Origin of the sequence: Halopiger goleimassiliensis (assembly GCF_000455345.1) — an archaeon.
GTDB lineage: Archaea > Halobacteriota > Halobacteria > Halobacteriales > Natrialbaceae > Halopiger_A > Halopiger_A goleimassiliensis.
On the sequence record NZ_HG315690.1, the window covers coordinates 700,232 to 719,372 of the forward strand.

Sequence of the window (19,141 nt, forward strand, 5' to 3'; positions counted from 1 at the left end):
GCGACGACTCCGCGTCAGTCGCGCTGACGGAGCCGGGCTGCGATCAGTTCCTCGAGATCGTCGCGCAGTTCGTCGACCGCGATCTCCTCGAGGACGGGCACGAAGAAGCCCTCGACGAGCATGTTGCGCGCGGAGCGCGGGTCGATACCCCGGGAGGTCATGTACAGCAGGTCCTCCTGGTCGATCTGGCCGACCGTCGCGGAGTGGGAGGCCTCGGTGTCGTGGTTGTTGATGATCAGCTTCGGGGAGGCGTCGGCCTCGCTCTCGTCCGAGAGCATCAGCGTGTTCTCACGCTGGTAGGAGCTTGTGTCCCAGGCCTCGCTACCGACGTCCTGGACGCCCTCGTAGACCGAGCGGGCGACGTCGTCGGTGACGCCGCGGGTGACCAGATCCGCGGTGGTGTGCTCGGCGCGGTGCCAGACTTTCGCGTCGAGGTCGAAGTGCTGGTCGTTGTGGCCGTAGAACGCGCCGACGATCTGGGTTTCCGAGGAGTCGCCGTTGAGTTCCGTCGAGACCTCGGTCTTCGTGAGCTGCGTGCCGAGGTTGGCCTCGATCCAGTCGATCGTGGCGTAGGTGTCGGCGTCGCCGCGCTTGAGCGTGAAATTGTAGGCCTCCTCCGAGAGGTTCTGGAGGCTACCGTACTGGACCGAACTGTTCTCGCCGGCGACGACCTCGACGATGCCGCTGTAGTACTGCTCGTCGCGCTCCTCGCCGGTGGACTGGCGCTCGAGGATCGTCACGGAGGACGACTCCTCGGTGACGACGAGCGTGTAGTTAAAGAGCGAGCGAGAGTTCTGCTCGGTCCGGATCGTCACGTCCTCGGCGTCGACGCCTTCGGGGACGTAGACGACGGTTCCGGTGCTAAAGAGCGCCGTCGACAGCGCGGTGAGGTAGTTCTCCTGCGGGTCGACGACGGAGCCGAAGTGCTCCCGGATGAGCTCCTCGTGCTCCTGGACCGCCTCGGCCCACGAGAGGACGTCGGCCTCGTCGGGGCCGACCTGATCCTTGTCCTCGGCCGCGTTCAGCGGATCCACGAGCGACTCGAAGTCCAGATCGTGAAGGTTCGTCCAGCTACGGCCCGGCGTGCGGATGACGTCGGGCATCTCGAGGTCCTCGAGCGCGTCGAGAGCCTCGAGACGGGTCTCGAGGAGCCACTCGGGCTCGTCCAAGTCGGCACTGATTTCGCGGACCTGTTCTTCCGTCAGATTGGCGTGTACCTGCGTCGTGCTCATATTATCCGAGGCTTCCCTCCATCTCGAGTTCGATGAGGCGGTTGAGTTCGACCGCGTACTCGATCGGCAGTTCCTCCGTGATCGGCTCGATGAAGCCGGCGACGATCATCTTCTTGGCGTCGTCGTCGTCCAGTCCGCGGGACTGGAGGTAGAAGATGTCCTCGTCGCCGATCTTGCCGACGGTCGCCTCGTGTGCGACGTCGACCTTCGACTCCTCGATCTCCATGTACGGCATGGTGTCCGACGTGGACTCGTTGTCGAACATCAAGGCGTCACACTCGACGGCAGTGCTCGAGTTCTCGGCACCGTCGGCGATGTGGACGAGGCCGCGGTAGTTGGTGCGACCGCCGTCCTTGGAGATCGACTTGGACTCGATGGTCGAACTGGTGTCGGGCGCGTTGTGATAGACCTTCGCGCCGGTGTCGATGTCCTGGCCCTCGCCGGCGAAGGCGATGGTGATGTGGGTGTCGGTCGCGCCGCGACCCTTGAGGATCGAGCACGGGTAGAGCATGGTCGCTTTCGAGCCCATGCTGCCCGAAACCCACTCCATCGTACCGTTCTCCTCGACGATGGCGCGCTTCGTGTTGAGGTTGTAGGTGTTGCGCGACCAGTTTTGCACCGTGGAGTACTGGACGTGGGCGTCCTCCTTGACGAAGACCTCGACGCCGCCGCTGTGGAGGTTGAAGGCGGAGTACTTGGGCGCGGAACAGCCCTCGATGTAGTGGACCTCCGAACCTTCCTCGGCGATGATGAGCGTGTGCTCGAACTGGCCCATTCCCTCGGAGTTCATCCGGAAGTACGCCTGAACGGGCATCTCGACGGTGACGTCCTCGGGGACGTAGACGAACGACCCGCCGGACCAGACGGCCCCGTGCAGCGCCGCGAACTTGTTGTCCGACGGCGGCACGCAGGAGGTCATGAAGTGCTCCTTGACGAGCTCGGGGTGTTCCTGGACCGCGCGGTCCATGTTCATGAAGATGACCCCCTTCTCCTCCCACTGTTCTTGCATGTTCTGGTAGACGACCTCGGACTCGTACTGCGCGCCGACGCCCGAGAGCGCCTTCTTCTCGGCTTCCGGAATGCCGAGCTTGTCGAAGGTGTCCTTGATCTCGTCGGGGAGGTCCTCCCAGTCGTCGGTTCCCTCGCGGGTCTCGACGTCCGGTCGGATGTAGGGGACGATCTCGTCGATGTCGATCTCGGAGAGGTCCGGCTGGCCGGGCCAGTCGGTCGGCATCGGCATCTCCTTGAACAACTCGAGCGCACGGAGACGGCGCTCGAGCATCCACTCCGGTTCGTCCTTGTCCTCGGAGATGAGCCTGATCGTCTCTTCGTTCAGGCCCTTCTCCGCCGCGAGCGCCGCTTCGTGGTTATTCTTGAACTCGAAGCGCTCCTCGGTGTCAGTCTGTTTGAGGTGGTCTTGTTCGGAACTCATGATTTGTATACGGTGTTGGTTACGGTCGTAGCTTCATTACGGTTTGCCTAGGCAGATACGGTTACGCCGTGCCGTAGACTTCCTCGCGGACCCAGTCGTACCCCTTGTCCTCGAGCTGCTCGGCGAGTTCGGGACCGCCGCTTTTGGCGATCTGACCGTCGAGCATCACGTGGACGTGGTCGGGCTCGACGTAGTCGAGGATGCGCTGGTAGTGGGTGATCTGGAGGATGCCGGTGCCCTGCTCGTCGCGCAGGGCGTTGATCCCGTTGGAGACGTCCTGCAGGCGGTCGATGTCGAGCCCGGAGTCGATCTCGTCGAGGACGGCGATCGACGGCTCGAGGATGGCGGCCTGCAGCACCTCGTTTTGCTTCTTCTCGCCGCCGGAGAAGCCGGCGTTGAGGTAGCGACGAGCGAACTTCTCGTCCATGTCCAGCTGCTCCATCTTCTCCTGGAGGATCTCCTGGAACTCCGCGACGCCGACCTCGCCCTCGTCCTCGGGGCCTTCCATCGGCGACGTTTCGAACCCTTCCTCGTCCTCTTCGTCCTCGTCCTCCTCTTCCTCGAAGAGTTCCTCGCGTTCCTCGATTTTGGCGTTCAGCGCCGTGCGGAGGAAGTTCGACATCGTGACGCCTTCGATCTCGGCGGGATACTGGAAGCCGAGGAAGATGCCGAGCGCAGCGCGCTCGTTGGGTTCGAGGTCCAGCAGGTCCCAGGTGCGCTGGTCCTCGTCGATCTCGATCTCGTCACCGAACTCGTCCTCCTCGAGGTGTAGCAGGACCTCTCCATCGGTGATCTCGTAGGCCGGGTGACCGGCGATGACCTTCGCCGTCGTCGACTTCCCGGAACCGTTCGGTCCCATCAGGGCGTGGATCTCGCCCGACTCAACCTCGAGGTCGACGCCCTCGAGGATCTTCTCGTCGCCCTCGGCCACTTCCGCGTGCAGGTTGTTCAGTTCGAGACGTGCCATAGTATTTGCTCGTTTGAAGGGTGGGTCGTCTGACTGATAACGGTTTCGTATCCGATTGGATACGATTTCGAATGACGAAAATAATTTATCGAAAGAGAAATCACGCATCGCGTCCACCGGATTCATCTGGCCATCACTCATCAGTTACTGGCGGATGGCGGTTTCAAAAGACCGTCAGTCGGGGATTGGCGGTAGCGTCTGTCGGTTGTCCTGCGGAGAGCCCTACATGAAGCTGTCCAGTCCCTTCTGCTCCTGGCCGCTCTTGACCTCCTCCCAGGAGACGCCGAGCGCCTCGAGAATGCGCGAAATCGGCCCCTTCAGGGTCTTCTCGAGCATCTTGTCGTAGTCGACCTCGAACGCTTCGGGAATCTGGTCCTCGTACTCGAAGCAGATGACGTCCGGATCGCGCTTGAACGCACCGTAGAGGGGATCGGTCTGAGGGTCGAACCCTTCCTCGGCTTCCATCCGGCGGAAGAACGCGGGATCGACTCGCTCGAGGTAGAGCCGCTTTGGCTTGGACCCCCGCTGGAAATTAGTTCCGAGGAAGCGGTTGGCGTACTTCGCACCCCGGACCTGTGCGGTGTCGGTATCGTAGTTGTCCAGGCGTTTGCCGATGCCGCCGGGGATGGCGAGCTCCTCGAGGCTTACCTCGCCGGCGCGGACGTCTTCGATGACCTCGTTGACGTACTGCTTTGCGCCCTCGACGTCGCCCTCGGTGACGATCATCTCGATGACCTGGTGTTGGACCTCCTTGGTGATCGGCGCGATGTCCGAGCGCTGGTACTCGAAGCCGACGATGTCGATGTCGTCGACGTCTTTCCCTTCCTTCCAGACGATGTGGCCGGCGTAGCGTTTCTTCTTGCCCGCCTGGAAGAAGCGGCGGTAGAGCTTCTCGAACTCGATCTGGAAGCGGTGGGCCTCGGCGTTCAGATCTTCGCGCGCGAAGTCGTCGTAGCGACCGTTGATGTGCTCCTCGATCTCGAAGGACGTCTCGAGTGCCTCGTCCTTTGAGACGTCCGGTCCGAGCTCGAGCATGACCGAGTCGGTGTCACCATATGTGACCTGATAATTAAGTTCGTTTGCGGCAGTCTCCGTAAATTCGATCACTTCGCGCCCAGTAGCGGTAATCGCGGATGCTGCTTCTTTGTCATATAGACGGAACTGTTCCCAACCTGACACTCCGTAGAGCGAGTTCATGATAACCTTTACCGCACCCTGCTGGCGATCGTACTGCTCGTACTCGGGGGTGCCGGGCTCGTGTTGATCCCGCAGTTCCTTCTTCTCCTCGCGCTCGGCGAGCAGTTCTTCGATCATCGTCCGGTTGACGCCGTCGGGCTCTTTCCGGAAGTGGGTCCCCGTCGGTGCCTCGTAGGTCTCGCCGTCGTACTCGTCGGGATCGACCTTCGTCTCCGGCGAGGCGTTGATCGTCACCATGCACATCGGGTACAGGCTCTTGAGGTCGAGCACGGTGACGTTCTCCTTGACGCCCGTGATCGGTTCGAAGACGGCACCGCCCTCGTACTCCTCGCCGCCTTCCTGCTGCCCCTTCGAGGGAAGGGCGAACTCGCCGTGAGCCTGGTGGAGGACGTACATGTCGACCGCGTCGCCGGGCGTGGGCGCGTCCTCGAGTTTACAGCCGACGAACGAGCGGACCTCGTCCCAGAAGGCGATGATCTCCTGCTGGCGGTCGAGTTCGACGCAGAGTTCGACGTCCCGGAGGTTGTACTCGAGTAGTTTCGTGGGGTCGTCCTCCCAGAGATCGCCGATGTCGCCGGCGTAGCGCTCCTTGCCGACGCCCAGCTCCTCCTCGCCGACGGCGTCGAGCCGGTAGGAGTCGAGTTCGGAGAACACCATCCGCTGGTAGCCATACAGCAGGTCGAAGACGACCCGCCCCTTGACGTCCGGCCCACCCCAGTTGCTGCGCCACACTTCGTCCACGCGCGAGAGCCGGTCGGGGTTCAGGTCGTAGTCGTGGTGTGGCCCCTCGAGTTCCTCGAGGCGATCCAGGAAATAAGGAGCGTCGAAATCCTCGAAGTTCCACCCGCAGAGAACGTCTGGATCGGTTTCTTCGATGTAGTCGATGAACGCCTCGAGCATCGCTTCCTCCTCCTCGAAGGCCCGCACCTCGTGATCGATCTCGCCCTCGATCGGCTCGTACTGGTCGATCTCGGTCGGGATCTCGCCCTCGCCGATCGGGGCCTCGTAGAGCCACATGACGTACTCGTCGCGGTAGGAATCGTGGCTGGTGAGACAGACGATCGGCTCCTCGCCGTCCTCGGGGAAGCCCGAGCGGTCGTCGACCTCGATGTCGAACGTGTTGACCCGGGGCGTCGCGTCCACGTCGGCCGGTTCGACCTCGTCGTGGGGAACGACGAGCGAGTCGTCGTCGGCGCGTCGTTCCGGGACCTGAATTCCGCTCCGGATGTCCTTGTCGATCAGAAACCGGTTCGGGAACAGGATGTCGGCCTCGTAGTGCTCGAAGTCGTCGCGCACCTGCCCGACGTCGCGGGGCGTCTGGCCGAAGATCTTCGTGAGTTTCTCCCCGCGGATGCTCTCGTAGGGCTCGCCGTTCCGATCGTGTTCGCGGCTGCCCGTCAGCCGATCGTACTGCTCCTCTGGCGGCCGCTCGAGCGTGTCGGTCGGCGCGTAGAAGTAGGGCCGAAAGCCGACGACCTGGACGTGTTCCAGTTCGCCATCGGGCGTTCGGCCGAACACGTGCATGATCGGTCGCTCCTCGTCGCCGTAGCCGGCGACGGTGTAGTCGACTTGCATCACCGCGAGGTCGAGTTCGCCCTGCGCCTCGGGCAGGGTCTCCTCCAGCACGTCGATTACCTCGGCTGCATCCCTGCCGCCGTTGCCGGCGACGGCGACTGCCTCTTCGTCCGGCCTCGAGGACTCCGACTCCGTCGCGTCGTCGGACGTGGAGAACTCCGCGAGTCCGGTCTGGCCCGCCTCAGTCATGGTGTCGGGGTTGGCAGTCGGCAACCAAAAACCCCCCGTCATTCCGACTGGCGTCCACCGGCGGACGCTTGCGAGAGCAACAAGACATATAATGTGGTAACACATAACACAGACATAGGTGATCGCTGTGTCTACTCTCGACGACGACCCAGACGGCGAACGTGAATCGAACGTCGATCCCGACGGGATCGCGACGATCGAGTCCTACGAAACCGACGACGGCGTCGTCTTCTACGACGCCCAGAACCCACTCGCGTGGGTCGAAACCTCCCGGACGCTGCCGCTCGAGGAGTGCGCCTGAGTTCGCGAAATACGAATCCTTTTTTCGACTGTCGCCGACAGTCACCCTGTGGTCTTCGAACGGACCGAGCACGAGCCCGAGGAATACGATCCCGAGGACGACTTCGAGGATCCCGACAGCGACTCGCTCACGATCCCCCGCGTCGAGACCGAGGAGGCCGGGTCGGGACTGCGAAGCGACCTCGAAGCCGACCTCGAAGTCCCCGAAACCGCGATCCGTGACGAGGACGTACCGCCGGACCTCGTGCGGACCTTCTGGGCGATCGTTCTCGTGATCAACGGCGCAGTGCTGGCCGGTTCGGTCGGCGGACTCCTGCTCCTGTTCGAGGGCGATACGAGACGTGGCGTCCCGTTGCTCGCCGGCGGAATTGTCCTCCTCGGGTTCGCCTACCGCCGCTACCGAACGTACAAGCGTTCGGCGACGTCGGACGGCGACGAGTCCGCTGATTCGGCCGACGCGGACCCACCCGATCCAACCGACGCCGATCCGGACGCGGTCGACGACACAACGGACCCGGACGGGGACGACACCGACGACAACTCGATTCACGAATTCGGGTAAACTACTTCAGGCCCGCAGCCCCAGTTGCCACCACCGGACGAGCGACCATCATGAAAACCGTCCAGGACGACACCGGCAAACGATATCTGTTGTGCAAGCAATCCGAACACGCGAGCCTCGTTCGGGATCCGGTAAGCGGGAACGAGTGTTACGTACAAAACGATCGCCTCGAGTCGATCGACGAGAGTCCGCTCGAGACGGCCGCAGGGACTGTCCCCGACGCCGTTCGGACGGTGCTGACCAACGTCCACGACGAGGCGACGCTGGGATTGCTGTTCGAACTCGAGGCCCGCGGGCCACTCCCCGTGCGGTCGCTGCTCGAGGGCTACGACTTCTGTGAGAGTGACCTCCACGGTCGGCTCGGGGTGTTGACGGCCGCAGGCCTGCTCGAGGAGACCGACGTCGCCGACGAGCGCGGCTACCGAGTCACTGACACCTGCACGGACGCACTCGAGGTCCTTCGCGCATCCGACGGCGAGTCAGCGGCCGACGAAGCGACCGCAACGCAGGACGGCCAAGTGGAGACGACCGAGGACGAGACGTCGACGACGGCGGAATCCGCGCCCGCCGAAGACGGGTCGTCCACGGACGAACCGACGGAAGTCGGTTCCTGATCAATCCGACGCCAGCAGTGCCGTCTCGGGCGGTTCGCCCCGTTCCAGTTGCGAGCGGTTCGAGGTCGCGTCTTTCTCGACGCGCACGAGCGAGTCCGCCGCGCCGACGAGTTCCTCGTCGTGGCTGACGACGACGATCTGTTCGACACCCAGTTCGCGCATCGACTCGACCAGCGAGACGAGTTGCGTCACGTGACCCGAATCGAGGAACACCGTCGGCTCGTCGAGGATGAGCGGCGGCATCGGTGCCGTCCCCTCGACCCCCTCGGCGAGCAACCGATAGATCGCACACCGGAGGCTCAGGTTGAACAGCGCCCGTTCGCCGCCCGAGAGCTGTTCCGGCTCGAGCGCCTCGCCGTCCTTCTGGTAGACCGTCAGCCGGTAGTCGCCGTCGAGTTCGATCGAGGCGTAGGAGTCGTTCTGGTAGACCAGCTCGAACGTCTCGTTCAGCAGTCGCTCCAGGGTCTCGACGTTGCGCTGGCGTAGCTCCGAGCGCAACTCGCCGTAGGTCGTCTGTAGCGTCTCGGCCTCGTCGTACAGCGACTCGAGCCGGTCACAGCGCGCTCCGACCGTCTCGAGGCGCTCCCTGAGTTCCTCGAGTTCTTCGATCTCGCGCTCGACCGCGCCGATCGCGTTCTGGATCTCGGTGCGTCGTTCCTCGAGTTCCTCGAGTTTCGCGTCGACCTTCTCGATGTACTCCTCGGCGTTTCGCTTGTCCTCGCGGGCCGCCTGGACGCGGTCCTCGTCGAACTCGGCCTCGAGTTCCCGTTTGCGCTCGCGCTTGCTCGAGAGCGTCTCCCGTCGCTCGTCGTTGAGCTGTTTCCAGTCCCGGCGGCGTTCGCGGAGGGTCTGGATCTCGCTCTCGAGGTCGGCACGTTCGGCGTCGACCTCGACGACGCGCCGGAGCGATTCGAGCGTCGCCTTGATATCGCTGCGCTCGCCGTTGATCTCGCCGAGTTCCGCCCGCTTGTCGTCGACGTCTTCCTCGAGTTCCTCGGCCTCGGCGCGTTTCGCTTCGGCCTCGGCCTCGTACTCGTCGGCGTCCTCGAGCAGTCGGTCTCGCTGCTCGCGTCGGTCCGCGAGACTCTCGCGTTTCTCCGCGACTAACTGCTCGACGTTGTCGCGGTTCTCCTCGAGCCGGTCGACCCGCCGCTCCGCTTCCCGAAGCGTTTCGGCGCGCTCGATCCGCTCGTCGAGGTCGTCGCGGTCGGCCTCGAGTTCCTCGAGCCGCTTCTCGAGCGCCTCGAGTTCCTCGTGCTTGTCGTCGAGGACGTCGACGTGCGGCGAGTCCTCGACGGACTGGCCACACTCCGGACACTTCCCCTCCTCGAGGAGGCGTTCGCCCTCCTCGATGGCGTTCTCGACCGTCCGGATCTCGGCGGTGACGTCGCCGATTTCGTCGGTGAGGTCCTCGCGCTCGGCCTCGAGGTCCTCGAGGTGGTCGGCGGCCTCGCCGAACGCGACGGATGCCGAACCGAACTCCTCGCGAGCGGACTCGATTTCGCTCTCGAGTTCCTCGAGCTTTTCCTCCCGGTCGGCGATGTCTTCCTCGTCGCGTTCGACGCGCTCGGTGAGGTCCTCGGCTTCCGAACGAGCTTCCTCGGCCTCCGAGTCGAGGTCGTCGGCCGCCTCGCGGAGCCGTTCGATCTCGCCGTTGGTCTCCGTGATCGCGACGCGGACGTCCTCGAGGTCGTCTCGGAGTTCCTCGTCGCGGGCCTCGAGGTCGGCGATTCGGTCTTCGACTGCGTCCGTGTCGGCCTCGGAACCGAGGTCCTCGAGGGCCGCCTCCGCGAGCAGTTCCGCCCGTTCCTCGGCGAGGGCCTCCCGCTGGCTCTCGAGGTCGTCGATCCGGTCGTTCGCGTCCTCGCGGTCGGCTTCGGTCTCCGAGATTTTCGATCGAAGCACCTCGATCTCCTCCTCGAGGTCCGCGATCTCCGCGCGAGTCTCCTCGTGGCGCTCGAGGACGTCCGCGGCGGTGTCGAGGGTCTCTTTCGCCTGTTCGCGTTGGGTCTCGTAGTGGTCGATCTCCTCGGTGACCTCCGCGCGTCTGGATTCGAGGCCGTTCAGGCGCTCGTGGAGGTCCTTCTCCGCTTTCGCCTCGACCTGCTTGCGGACGTCCTCGAGGACCTCCCGCTGGCCGTCGAGGACGGACTTGACGCCGAGGCGGGCCTCGCTGGCCCGCTCGCGGTACTCCTCGAGCGCACCGAGCTGGAGGAGGTCGTCGATCATGTCCTGCCGGTCACTCGGCGAGGCGTGGATGAGTTTGTTGACCTCGCCCTGGCGGACGTACGCGCAGTTGACGAACGCGTCGGCGTCCATCCGCAGCAGTTCGGTCACCTCTCGGCGGACGTCGCGGGCACCCTCGATCGTCCCGGCCGGCGTCTCGAGAACACACTTCGTCGTCGTCGCCCGGTCACCGCGGAGTTTCAGGCGACGCTCGACGTGGTACTCGCGGCCGTCGTGGGTGAACCACAGTTCGACCTCGGCTTCCTCCTCGCCGGTCGTGATGACGTCGTCCAGCGTCCGGTCGTCCAGCGCCTTCGAGCCGTACAGCGCGAAGAAGACGGCCTCGAGCAGCGTCGACTTGCCGCTGCCGTTGACGCCGTGGACGACGGTGACGCCGCGCTCGAGACCGAGGTCGGCGTCGCCGTAGCACTTGAAGTTCCGCAGGCGGATCCGCTCGACCCTCACGCGAAATCACCCAGCGAAGCGGTGTCGGCGTCCACAGGTTCCTCACCGTCGGCGGATTCACCGTCGTCGGCGACGGCAGTCTCGTCGCTCCCGTCGGCGACGGACGTCTCGCCACCCTGCTCGTCGGCGGTCGTCTCATCGGCCGAATCGTCGCTCGAGGACTCGGCGTCGGCCGCTCGGTCCGAATCGGTCGACTCGGCGTCGGTCGCCGACGCCCCCGTCTCCTCGAGTTGGTCGGCGACCGTCGTCACGCCCTCGTCGCCGGGCTCCCGTTCCGGGGCGGGGTCGAACGCCGACTCGTCGTCCTCGAGCAGGTCGCGGACCCGACGCTCGACGGTCTCGCGGACGTTCGAATCGGGCAGGTCGTCGTTGCGGACCGTCTCGTCGATCTCGAGGGCGGCGTCGCTCAGCCCCAGTTGGCGGACGCGGTCGCGGACGGCCTCGTCGGGATCGGCGAAACTGACGGAGACCTCCTCGTCCTCGTCGGGCAGGTCTCGGCGGTCGTTGACCCGGGCGACGAGCGCCCCGCGGTCGATCGCCAGTTCCTCGATCGCGGCGGGGGTGATCGGTCGTCCCTCGCCCTCGATGGTGACGATGACGACCGCGTCCTCGAGGTCGTGCTGGCGAACGCGTTCCTGAACGCGGTCGATCCCCTCGCCGTCCTCGAGTTCGACGTCGACGAAGACGAACTCGCGGGTGTCGGTAAGTCCCCGCCGGGTGATGGCGACTTGTTCCTCGAAGGTGACGAGGTTGTAGCCGCGGGGGTCGCGCTCGCTGGCGCTGGCGCGCTCGGTCGACCCGCAGTAGGTGACCCAGGTGTCCTCGACTTCTGCCGTGTCCGGGGCGTGGTTGTCGCCCAGCAGGACGGCGTCGAAGTCGACGGTCGACTCCGTCAGGAGGCGTTCGGTGTCCCAGTCGGCGTGGGGGAACGGCTCGAAGAGGCCGTGGCTCACGAGGGCGGTGTGGTTTGCCGTCTCCGGCGGCGCGGCGAACTCGTACTCGAGATCCTCGCGGCGTGAGCGAGGGACGAAGTCGAGGCCGTAGATCGCCACGTCGTCGATTACCACTGGGTCGGCCTCGAGTCGGGTGGCGAGGCCGAGGTCGGCGAACAGATCGAGCCACTGGGCGTCGCGTTTCCCCTCGTGGTTGCCGACGACGGCGAGAAAGGGAATGTCGGCGTCGGCGAGCGTCCGCAGAATCTCGACGGTTCCCTGGAGATCGACGAGACTTGGCCGCCGGTCGTGAAAGAGGTCCCCCGCGTGGACGACGGCGTCGACGTCGTCGTCGACGGCGTCCTCGGCGACGCTCCGGAAGGCCTCGAGAAAGTCCCGGCGGCGCTCGGGCGAGTTGTACTGCTGGTACCCGATGTGGGTGTCGCCCGTGTGTATCACCCGTGTCATTACCCCGTCGTTGACGGGCAGGCCCTAAATGGGTTCCGCGAGCGGAGTGAAACTAAAACCGACACGTCAGTTCGGACCTACTCGAGGCCCGGACACGTAGTCCCGGCTCCGTCTCTGGAGAGCCCCCGCTGGTCGGTTCACGATCGAACCGACGCGCGCGAGGATTCGGGGCGTCCATCCCGGAATCGGCGGCCGACAAACGACCAGTACCGGGGCCACCACCGGGTACTGACCGCGGACACGTATCCTTATACAGGTATAATGCTGTATAAGTTTTTTCGCGTCTCATACTGGGACACCCACATCCGACCATGTGTAAACGGCTATGTTTATATAGTTACGTCTGGTGAACTGTTCCCGAGCGGACCCCATGATCGTAACGCAATTAGGTGGATCAGGGAACGAATCGTACAGTAACGCTGGAAGTGCCTTCAGATACGTGAACGGGGGTGAGACCGGATGATCGAGGGGAAGTACAAGAACTTGCTGCTCGCGACGGCGATGTTCAACCTCGGGTTCGTCATCTGGTTCTCCTTCGCTCCGTTCACCGGCGGCATCGCCGACGAGTTCGGACTCTCGGTGACGCAACTCGGGATCGTCTCGAGCGCGGCCGTGATCGCCGTGCCGCTGGGCCGGATCGTCATCGGGCCGCTGACCGACCGGTACGGTGCGCCCGTGACGGCGTGCGTGACGATGGGTATCGTCGGGACGTTCGCCATCGTCAGCGCGTTCGCCCAGAGTTACGAGGTGTTCATCACCTCCCGGGTGATCGCCTCGCTGTCCGGGATCACGTTCGTGATCGGCATCCAGCACGTCTCGGAGTGGTTCGAGGAAGAGGAACTGGGCACCGCCGAAGGGATCTACGCTGGGATCGGTAACGCCGGTGCCGGCCTGGGGGCGTACTTCACGCTTCCGCGCATCTTCGGCGAGGGGTACGCCGGACCGATCTTCTCGACGAACTGGCGCGCCGCGTTTTTCTACACGGGCGTGCTGGCCATCGTCGTCGGCGTCTGTTACTACCTCTTCGGAGATGCGGCGAAGAGCCGGGCGAAACGCGAGGCGACCAAACGGGGCGTCTCGTTCGAACAGTGGCTCTACGTCGCCACGCGCCACGGCGCGGTCGTCCTCTCGGCCGCCTACGTCATGACCTTCGGCCTCGAGCTGGCGATGAACGGCTGGCTCGGCACCTACTACCGCAAAGGGTTCGGCCAGGAGGATCTCGTGATCGCGGCGACGTTCGCGGCGACGTTCTCGATCGCCGCCGGCCTCCTCCGTCCGATCGGCGGCTACGTAAGCGACCTCGCGGCACGCAAGAAGCGCGATTTCCTTCCCTGGTTCCCCGGCCGCTACCGCGAGCAGTGGACGTTCACGACGCTGGTATTCGTCGTGCTGACCATGTTCGGCATGACGGCAGCGGGCTACACTGGAAACATCTACGCGGCCGTGGCCGCCGCGTTCCTCGTCGGGATCGGTTGTGCGTTCGCCGAAGGGGCCATCTTCGCACAGGTCCCGTCGATGTTCCCCGACGATTCGGGGAGCGTCGCCGGGGTCGTGGGCGGCATCGGTTCCTCCGGCGGATCGATCTATCCGCTGATCTTCGCGGCACCCTTCCTGAACCTCCACCTGGGGTACGCCGTCGTCGGGGTCACGATGGTGCCGATCGTCGCGCTGGCTGCGTGGGTCTTCCAGCCCAGGATCGCCGAACGCGCCACCGAGGACGGGTGGATCGTCGGCGAACCTCCCGAACCGAGCGGTTCCGCCGTCTCCGCCGACGATTGATAGAATACTGTACCGATGTACCGGCGCAACCGCCGCCCGAGTCGCGGTTACGCCGGACCTGGCGGACAGGAACCCGTACGAACGACCTTCGAGCGACGATCCGAACCGATTCCGTCGACGAAAAACGAAGACGAGATTCAGCCGTTGACTCGCCGGCTCAGGCCTCGATGTCCAGACTGTAGAGCCGCTTGCGGGCGTCGGAGAAGGAAAACCGTGATTCGATGACGTTCTCGTCCTCGAGTCGATTCAGGGCGTACCGGACGGTCCGCGACGGCAGCAGCGTCTCCTCGGCGATCTGCTGTTGTGTCATCGTGTCGTTGTACTCGAGGACCTTCGCGACGAGTTTAGCGCTCGGTGGCAGGTCGCGGACGTCGTCCCAGGTACCGCGCTGGTCGGCGTCCTGACGGACGGGCTCTGATGCACTCATCGTGTGTCCATAACCGAATACGACATGATAATATTTTCCCTTTCGAACTATGCCTGTCAGTTATTTTCTACCCCAGTTCACCGACCCGAAGCCTCTTATGAACCAACCCCCAACAACGGGGTGATGAGCGACACTGTGGACGACGTCGACCTCCCATACGACGAGGACGAGGCGTCCCAACAGGAGAAGATTCAGGCGCTCGAGGAACGGCTGGAGGTCCTCGAGGCGCAAAACGAGGAGATGCGTGACAAGCTCCTCGACGCGAACGCCGAGAACAACAAGTACCAGCAGAAACTCGAGCGGTTGACCCACGAGAACAAGAAGTTAAAGCAGTCCCCGCTGTTCGTCGCCACCGTCCAGGAGATCACGGACGAGGGCGTCGTCATCAAACAACACGGGAACAACCAGGAGGCCCTGACCGAGGTCACCGACGAGATGCGCGAAGGCCTCGAGCCCGACGACCGGGTGGCGGTCAACAACTCCCTCTCGATCGTCAAGAGCCTCTCGAACGAGACCGACGTCCGCGCCCGCGTGATGGAAGTCACCGAGAGCCCCGACGTCAGCTACGAGGACATTGGCGGCCTCGACGAACAGCTCCAGGAGGTCCGCGAGACCGTCGAGATGCCCCTCGAGAAACCGGACATGTTCGAGGACGTCGGGATCGACCCGCCGAGCGGCGTCCTGCTGTACGGTCCGCCCGGGACGGGCAAGACGATGCTCGCGAAGGCCGTCGCCAACCAGACCGACGCGACCTTCATCAAGATGGCCGGCTCCGAACTGGTCCACAAGTTCATCGGCGAGGGGGCGAAACTCGTCCGGGACCTGTTCGACGTCGCCCGCGAACACGAACCCGCCGTCATCTTCATCGACGAGATCGACGCCATCGCCGCGAAGCGAACGGAGTCGAAAACGTCGGGAGACGCCGAGGTCCAGCGGACGATGATGCAGCTCCTGTCGGAGATGGACGGCTTCGAGGAGCGTGGCGAGATCCGCATCATCGCCGCGACCAACCGCTTCGACATGCTCGACCGGGCGATCCTCCGACCCGGCCGGTTCGACCGTCTCATCGAGGTACCCAAGCCCGATGCGGACGGTCGCGAACTCATCTTCCAGATCCACACCCGCGACATGAACGTCGCGGACGAGGTCGACTTCGAGTCCCTCGCGGACGAAACCGAGGAGGCCTCGGGTGCGGACATCAAGGCGATCTGTACGGAAGCCGGGATGTTCGCCATCCGCGACGACCGCACCGAGATCAGGATGGAGGACTTCGAAGCCGCCTGGGACAAGGTCCAGGCCGACTCCGACACCACCGACGACGTCTCGAAGACCTTCGCCTGATCCACAGTCGGCGTCGTCCACCGTTCTCGCGTTTCTACTCGTTTTCCGACGATTCACTCCCCGTCGAAAATCGACCGAGAAAAACGCTCCGGGCCTACAGCATCGCGAAGATGAGCCACGGAACGACGAACAGCGCCAGCGTCAACACGGCGAGAATGAGGCCGTAGCCGACCACCGTTCCCACAGCACTCGCCCACGCCGGGTGTTTGAACTCGTTGAGATCGACTGCCATACTCGTACCGTCCGGTGAAACCCGTATAAACGTACCGGAACTCGAGGCGAGTAGCCGACCGTGACGGGACACAATCCGCGGACGGGGAACGGAGGTGCGCCCTCGAGCGACACGTCGGGACCGCTCGTTCTCGAGCGCGCGTTCCGGACCGTTTTTACGGAGTGACTGGCTAGGCGTTCGCAATGACGAGGATCGTCGTGGTTGACAACCACGGACAGTTCACGCACCTCGAAGGCCGGGCGCTTCGCGACCTCGGCGTCGAGACGGAGATCATCGACAACGAGACGCCACCCGAAGACGTCGACGCAGACGGCGTCGTCCTCTCGGGCGGTCCCGACATGGATCGCATCGGTCGGTCCCCCGACTACCTCGAGGCCGACGTTCCCGTCCTCGGGATCTGTCTCGGGATGCAACTGATAGCCGAGGAACTCGGGGGACGCGTCGGGGGCGGCGACTACGGCGGCTACGCCGACGTCACCGTCGAGGTCGTCGACGAGGACGACCCGCTGACCGGCTCTCTGCACCCCGAGACCCGCGTCTGGGCCAGCCACGCCGACGAGGTGAAGGAGTTACCGCCAGGGTTCGAACTGACCGCCCGCAGCGACGTCTGCGACGTCGAAGCGATGAGCGACCCCGACCGAGACGTTTACGGCGTCCAGTGGCACCCCGAAGTCGCCCACACCGAGGAAGGCGAGGAGATCTTCGAGAACTTCCTCGAGATCTGCGAGAACCGATAAGATCGGCTCGAGTCGCGCTCTGCTACTCGAGAGATCGCTTCCGAGAGACCGTCTCGATCAGGACGGGTGCTGGTGTTTGATCTTCTCCGCGACGATCGGGGGAACCCGCGTCCCACACTGTTTGCAGTTCCAGCGCGCGACGGTGCCGCCGGATTCCTTCTCGAGGTCCTGTTTGAATCGCAACTCTGCCCCACAGGGACAGGTGTGGGTGGCACGGGACATGGATGGGACGTCGAGGTCGACGGCGATAAACGTCCTGCCCGGAACGGGCCGGCAACGTGGTGATTCCGGACAGGATCTCGAGACGGCGTCCGAAACCGAACCGCGCTCTAGTCCTCGAGCAGCCCCAGATCGGTCGCGACCATGTCGGCCAGCTGCTCCGCCACGTCGGGGTCGACGCGGGCGACGTCCTCGCCGTCGTGCAGTTGGTCGTTGTGTCGGTCGATCGCCGCCGCGACGTCCGGTAGTGGCACGCGCGAGGTCGTCTCACACTCGGGGCAGGTGATCGGCACGCGGGGATCGTCGTCGGGATCGGAGGACATACGTCTGGGCTATCTCGTGGGCACCCTCAAAACGTGATTGATTCGCTCGCCGACACCCCTCTCGGGCCGGATCCCGCCGACCGGATCGTCGGTTAGTCCCGAATCCGTGCGGCCACGGCTATCGTACCCGCGACCACCGCGACGAGCGCACCGAAGCCGGGGATGCTCTCGGCTTCGTCGGCGTCGGATGCGGTGTCGTCGTTCGCGTTCGAATCGGTCCCATCGTCCCCGTCCGAGTCGTCGGACGTCGAGTTGGCAGCCGAACCGACGCCCGTCTCGGGCAGTTCGCCGTCGCGGTCGAGTTGGACGACGGCGACCACTTGGCCGTGAGAGCCGCCCTCTCGATAGGTCCACTCGCCGCCGACTGCGTCGTACGGTTCGGCGTCGTCGATCGGATCGACGTCGCTGTCCCAGTCCTCGTGAGCCTGTTCGATGTAGCCGACGACCTCGAGGTCCTCGGCGTGTTCGCCCTCGAGTTCGACCGGGCTGTACTCGACGGTCTCGTCTTCAGGGAGCCCGTGCCACTCGACGCAATGGGAGTCGAGATAGCCGTCGCCCTGCGGGAGTTCGTCCGACGTCCCGAACTGGTCGGCATCGAGGGGGCGCTCGTAGTTCTCTGGCAGCGGGTACTCGACGACGAACGGATGGCCGTGGTCCTGCCACTCCAGTTCGTCGCCGGTCTCGATCGTCGCCGTCGTGTTCGGGATCGTCTCGCCGACGATCGGTTCGCCGGCTTCGTTGACCAACGCGACGCACATCTTCCCGGAGCCCTCGCCGAGATACGGCGACCGATACCCGTCCCGCGGGTTGACGTAACTGATCCACTCCCCGTCGCTGTCCTCGGCCTCGAAGTACGCGTCGCCCGGTTCGGGAACGGGCTCTCGAGCGGCTTCTTCGGAGACGGCCGTGCCGTTCTGGGTCGCCAGGGTCGGCTGCTGGCCGGCATCCGCTGGCCCGATCGTTGCCTCGGCGTCGACGAAGAGGCCGCCAGCGGCGGCACCCATCGCAGCGATTCCGAACAATCCGACGACGAGTACGGCCACGACAACCGGATTGATCCAGCGGCCGGTCATCGGTCGATTGCCTCCGTGAACGACCGCTCGAGCGGCCGATCGGTCACTGATCGTGACTGTCTTCGATCGCTGACTGTCATCGCCACGTGCTACCGAATCCGCCCCTATAGCTAAGGGGCGCGTACCCAGGCGTAGGCACCCCGTAACGCCGTGGAATCCCCCGACGGGTTCCAGCGGGTGACTTGCGATACCATCCCGAACCACCTTCCGGATCGGAACAGTACAGGTCCCGATGGGTCTTCGATCACCAGCGTCAGATCCGAGTACGGGGGCAGCGTCGGAGTCGACCGAAGCATCTTCGAGCGGGCGACTTCGAACACTGGTGGCGTCCGCCCTGGCTCTCGTCGCGATCGCGTACGTCGTCTCGAGGTACGCCGATCGCCTCGAGTCGGTGCCGAGCGTCGGGGAGCTTCGTGAGCGAACGCCGGCGGTCGAGACGGTGCGGGAGGGGGCAACCCAGGCCGTTCCCGGCGACTTCGAGGAAATCCCGATCACCGGCAGCGACGAGTCGACCGACGAATCGACGCCGTCCGGCGGCGAGGGCGGGACCGAACCGATCACCGACGCGGAGACGACCGTCGATCTGACCGATGAAGAGCGCTCCCCTGCCGAACTCGCCGAACGGGCCGACGAGGAGGTCCCCGAACCGGGAGAGATGGCGGTCGACGAGGACGTGGTCGACGACCTCGTGGACGAAGACGGTACCGACCAGGCACAGTCGGACGAAGACGAGTCCGCGGACGCCGACGACGCGAGCGAATCCGACGCGGGGTGATGCGAATCGAGCGCCGGCGGAGCCGTCTCGAGACCGTCGCCACCCGATTCGGTGGACGTCGGGTCACGGTGGCATC

General features: G+C 64.6%; 18 protein-coding genes. 7 read left to right on the top strand and 11 right to left on the bottom strand.

Annotated elements, in window-relative coordinates:
• Positions 1-14: 14 nt before the first annotated feature.
• The 4 genes from sufD to TX79_RS03480 form a co-directional block, all read right to left on the bottom strand.
• Positions 15-1,232 carry a Fe-S cluster assembly protein SufD gene (gene sufD, locus TX79_RS03465; RefSeq protein ID WP_049925760.1) on the bottom strand — a complete coding sequence of 406 codons (1,218 nt, stop codon included), beginning with the start codon at positions 1,230-1,232 and terminating at the stop codon, positions 15-17.
• Position 1,233: 1 nt separating this feature from the next.
• Complete coding sequence (gene sufB / locus TX79_RS03470) at positions 1,234-2,664, bottom strand: Fe-S cluster assembly protein SufB (protein WP_049925761.1); 1,431 nt, start codon at positions 2,662-2,664, stop codon at positions 1,234-1,236.
• 61 nt (positions 2,665-2,725) lie between these two features.
• The gene (locus tag TX79_RS03475) at positions 2,726-3,631 is read right to left on the bottom strand and encodes an ABC transporter ATP-binding protein (protein ID WP_049925762.1); all 906 of its coding nucleotides are present in this window, start codon (positions 3,629-3,631) and stop codon (positions 2,726-2,728) included.
• A gap of 222 nt (positions 3,632-3,853) precedes the next feature.
• Complete coding sequence (locus TX79_RS03480) at positions 3,854-6,592, bottom strand: DNA-directed DNA polymerase (protein WP_049925763.1); 2,739 nt, start codon at positions 6,590-6,592, stop codon at positions 3,854-3,856.
• 118 nt (positions 6,593-6,710) lie between these two features.
• On the opposite strand from TX79_RS03480, the gene TX79_RS03485 reads away from it, so the two are divergent.
• From TX79_RS03485 to TX79_RS03495, 3 genes are read left to right on the top strand one after another with little or no spacing between them, the layout of a single operon-like run.
• A complete protein-coding gene (locus TX79_RS03485) occupies positions 6,711-6,893 on the top strand; it encodes a DUF7331 family protein (RefSeq protein ID WP_049925764.1) in 183 nt (60 codons plus the stop codon).
• Positions 6,894-6,941: 48 nt separating this feature from the next.
• Entirely contained in the window at positions 6,942-7,454 is a 513-nt protein-coding gene (locus tag TX79_RS03490; RefSeq protein ID WP_049925765.1) for a DUF7322 domain-containing protein, read from the top strand.
• Between the two features lie 50 nt (positions 7,455-7,504).
• Complete coding sequence (locus TX79_RS03495; RefSeq protein ID WP_081655478.1) at positions 7,505-8,068, top strand: DUF7346 family protein; 564 nt, start codon at positions 7,505-7,507, stop codon at positions 8,066-8,068.
• On the opposite strand, the gene rad50 is transcribed toward TX79_RS03495, so the two are convergent.
• Both rad50 and mre11 read right to left on the bottom strand, forming a co-directional pair.
• The gene (gene rad50 / locus TX79_RS03500) at positions 8,069-10,759 is read right to left on the bottom strand and encodes a DNA double-strand break repair ATPase Rad50 (RefSeq protein ID WP_049925766.1); all 2,691 of its coding nucleotides are present in this window, start codon (positions 10,757-10,759) and stop codon (positions 8,069-8,071) included.
• A complete protein-coding gene (gene mre11 / locus TX79_RS03505) occupies positions 10,756-12,159 on the bottom strand; it encodes a DNA double-strand break repair protein Mre11 (RefSeq protein WP_049925767.1) in 1,404 nt (467 codons plus the stop codon). Before mre11 ends, rad50 begins: the two co-directional genes overlap by 4 nt.
• A gap of 459 nt (positions 12,160-12,618) precedes the next feature.
• Between mre11 and TX79_RS03510 the strand changes: the two genes are divergently transcribed.
• Positions 12,619-13,938 carry an MFS transporter gene (locus TX79_RS03510; protein WP_049925768.1) on the top strand — a complete coding sequence of 440 codons (1,320 nt, stop codon included), beginning with the start codon at positions 12,619-12,621 and terminating at the stop codon, positions 13,936-13,938.
• A gap of 157 nt (positions 13,939-14,095) precedes the next feature.
• Here the strand turns inward: TX79_RS03510 and TX79_RS03515 are convergent, their stop codons facing one another.
• On the bottom strand, positions 14,096-14,365 hold the full coding sequence (locus tag TX79_RS03515; RefSeq protein WP_049925769.1) for a MarR family transcriptional regulator: 270 nt from the start codon (positions 14,363-14,365) through the stop codon (positions 14,096-14,098).
• Positions 14,366-14,488: 123 nt separating this feature from the next.
• On the opposite strand from TX79_RS03515, the gene pan1 reads away from it, so the two are divergent.
• The gene (gene pan1 / locus TX79_RS03520; protein WP_049925770.1) at positions 14,489-15,706 is read left to right on the top strand and encodes a proteasome-activating nucleotidase Pan1; all 1,218 of its coding nucleotides are present in this window, start codon (positions 14,489-14,491) and stop codon (positions 15,704-15,706) included.
• A gap of 94 nt (positions 15,707-15,800) precedes the next feature.
• Here pan1 and TX79_RS19545 read toward each other — a convergent pair whose 3' ends face one another.
• Positions 15,801-15,938 (bottom strand): hypothetical protein, encoded by a 138-nt coding sequence (locus TX79_RS19545; protein WP_195892447.1) that lies wholly within the window; start codon positions 15,936-15,938, stop codon positions 15,801-15,803.
• Between the two features lie 182 nt (positions 15,939-16,120).
• On the opposite strand from TX79_RS19545, the gene TX79_RS03525 reads away from it, so the two are divergent.
• A complete protein-coding gene (locus tag TX79_RS03525) occupies positions 16,121-16,675 on the top strand; it encodes a GMP synthase subunit A (RefSeq protein ID WP_049925771.1) in 555 nt (184 codons plus the stop codon).
• Between the two features lie 57 nt (positions 16,676-16,732).
• Here the strand turns inward: TX79_RS03525 and TX79_RS19550 are convergent, their stop codons facing one another.
• The 3 genes from TX79_RS19550 to TX79_RS03535 all read right to left on the bottom strand — a co-directional run bounded on the left by TX79_RS19550 (position 16,733) and on the right by TX79_RS03535 (position 18,290).
• Positions 16,733-16,897, bottom strand: a complete 165-nt coding sequence (locus TX79_RS19550) for a hypothetical protein (protein WP_195892448.1) — start codon at positions 16,895-16,897, stop codon at positions 16,733-16,735.
• A 107-nt stretch (positions 16,898-17,004) separates the two neighbouring features.
• On the bottom strand, positions 17,005-17,217 hold the full coding sequence (locus TX79_RS03530; RefSeq protein WP_049925772.1) for a hypothetical protein: 213 nt from the start codon (positions 17,215-17,217) through the stop codon (positions 17,005-17,007).
• Between the two features lie 92 nt (positions 17,218-17,309).
• On the bottom strand, positions 17,310-18,290 hold the full coding sequence (locus TX79_RS03535; protein WP_049925773.1) for a hypothetical protein: 981 nt from the start codon (positions 18,288-18,290) through the stop codon (positions 17,310-17,312).
• A 322-nt stretch (positions 18,291-18,612) separates the two neighbouring features.
• Between TX79_RS03535 and TX79_RS03540 the strand changes: the two genes are divergently transcribed.
• Positions 18,613-19,065 carry a hypothetical protein gene (locus TX79_RS03540; protein WP_195892449.1) on the top strand — a complete coding sequence of 151 codons (453 nt, stop codon included), beginning with the start codon at positions 18,613-18,615 and terminating at the stop codon, positions 19,063-19,065.
• The last annotated feature ends 76 nt before the right edge of the window (positions 19,066-19,141 follow it).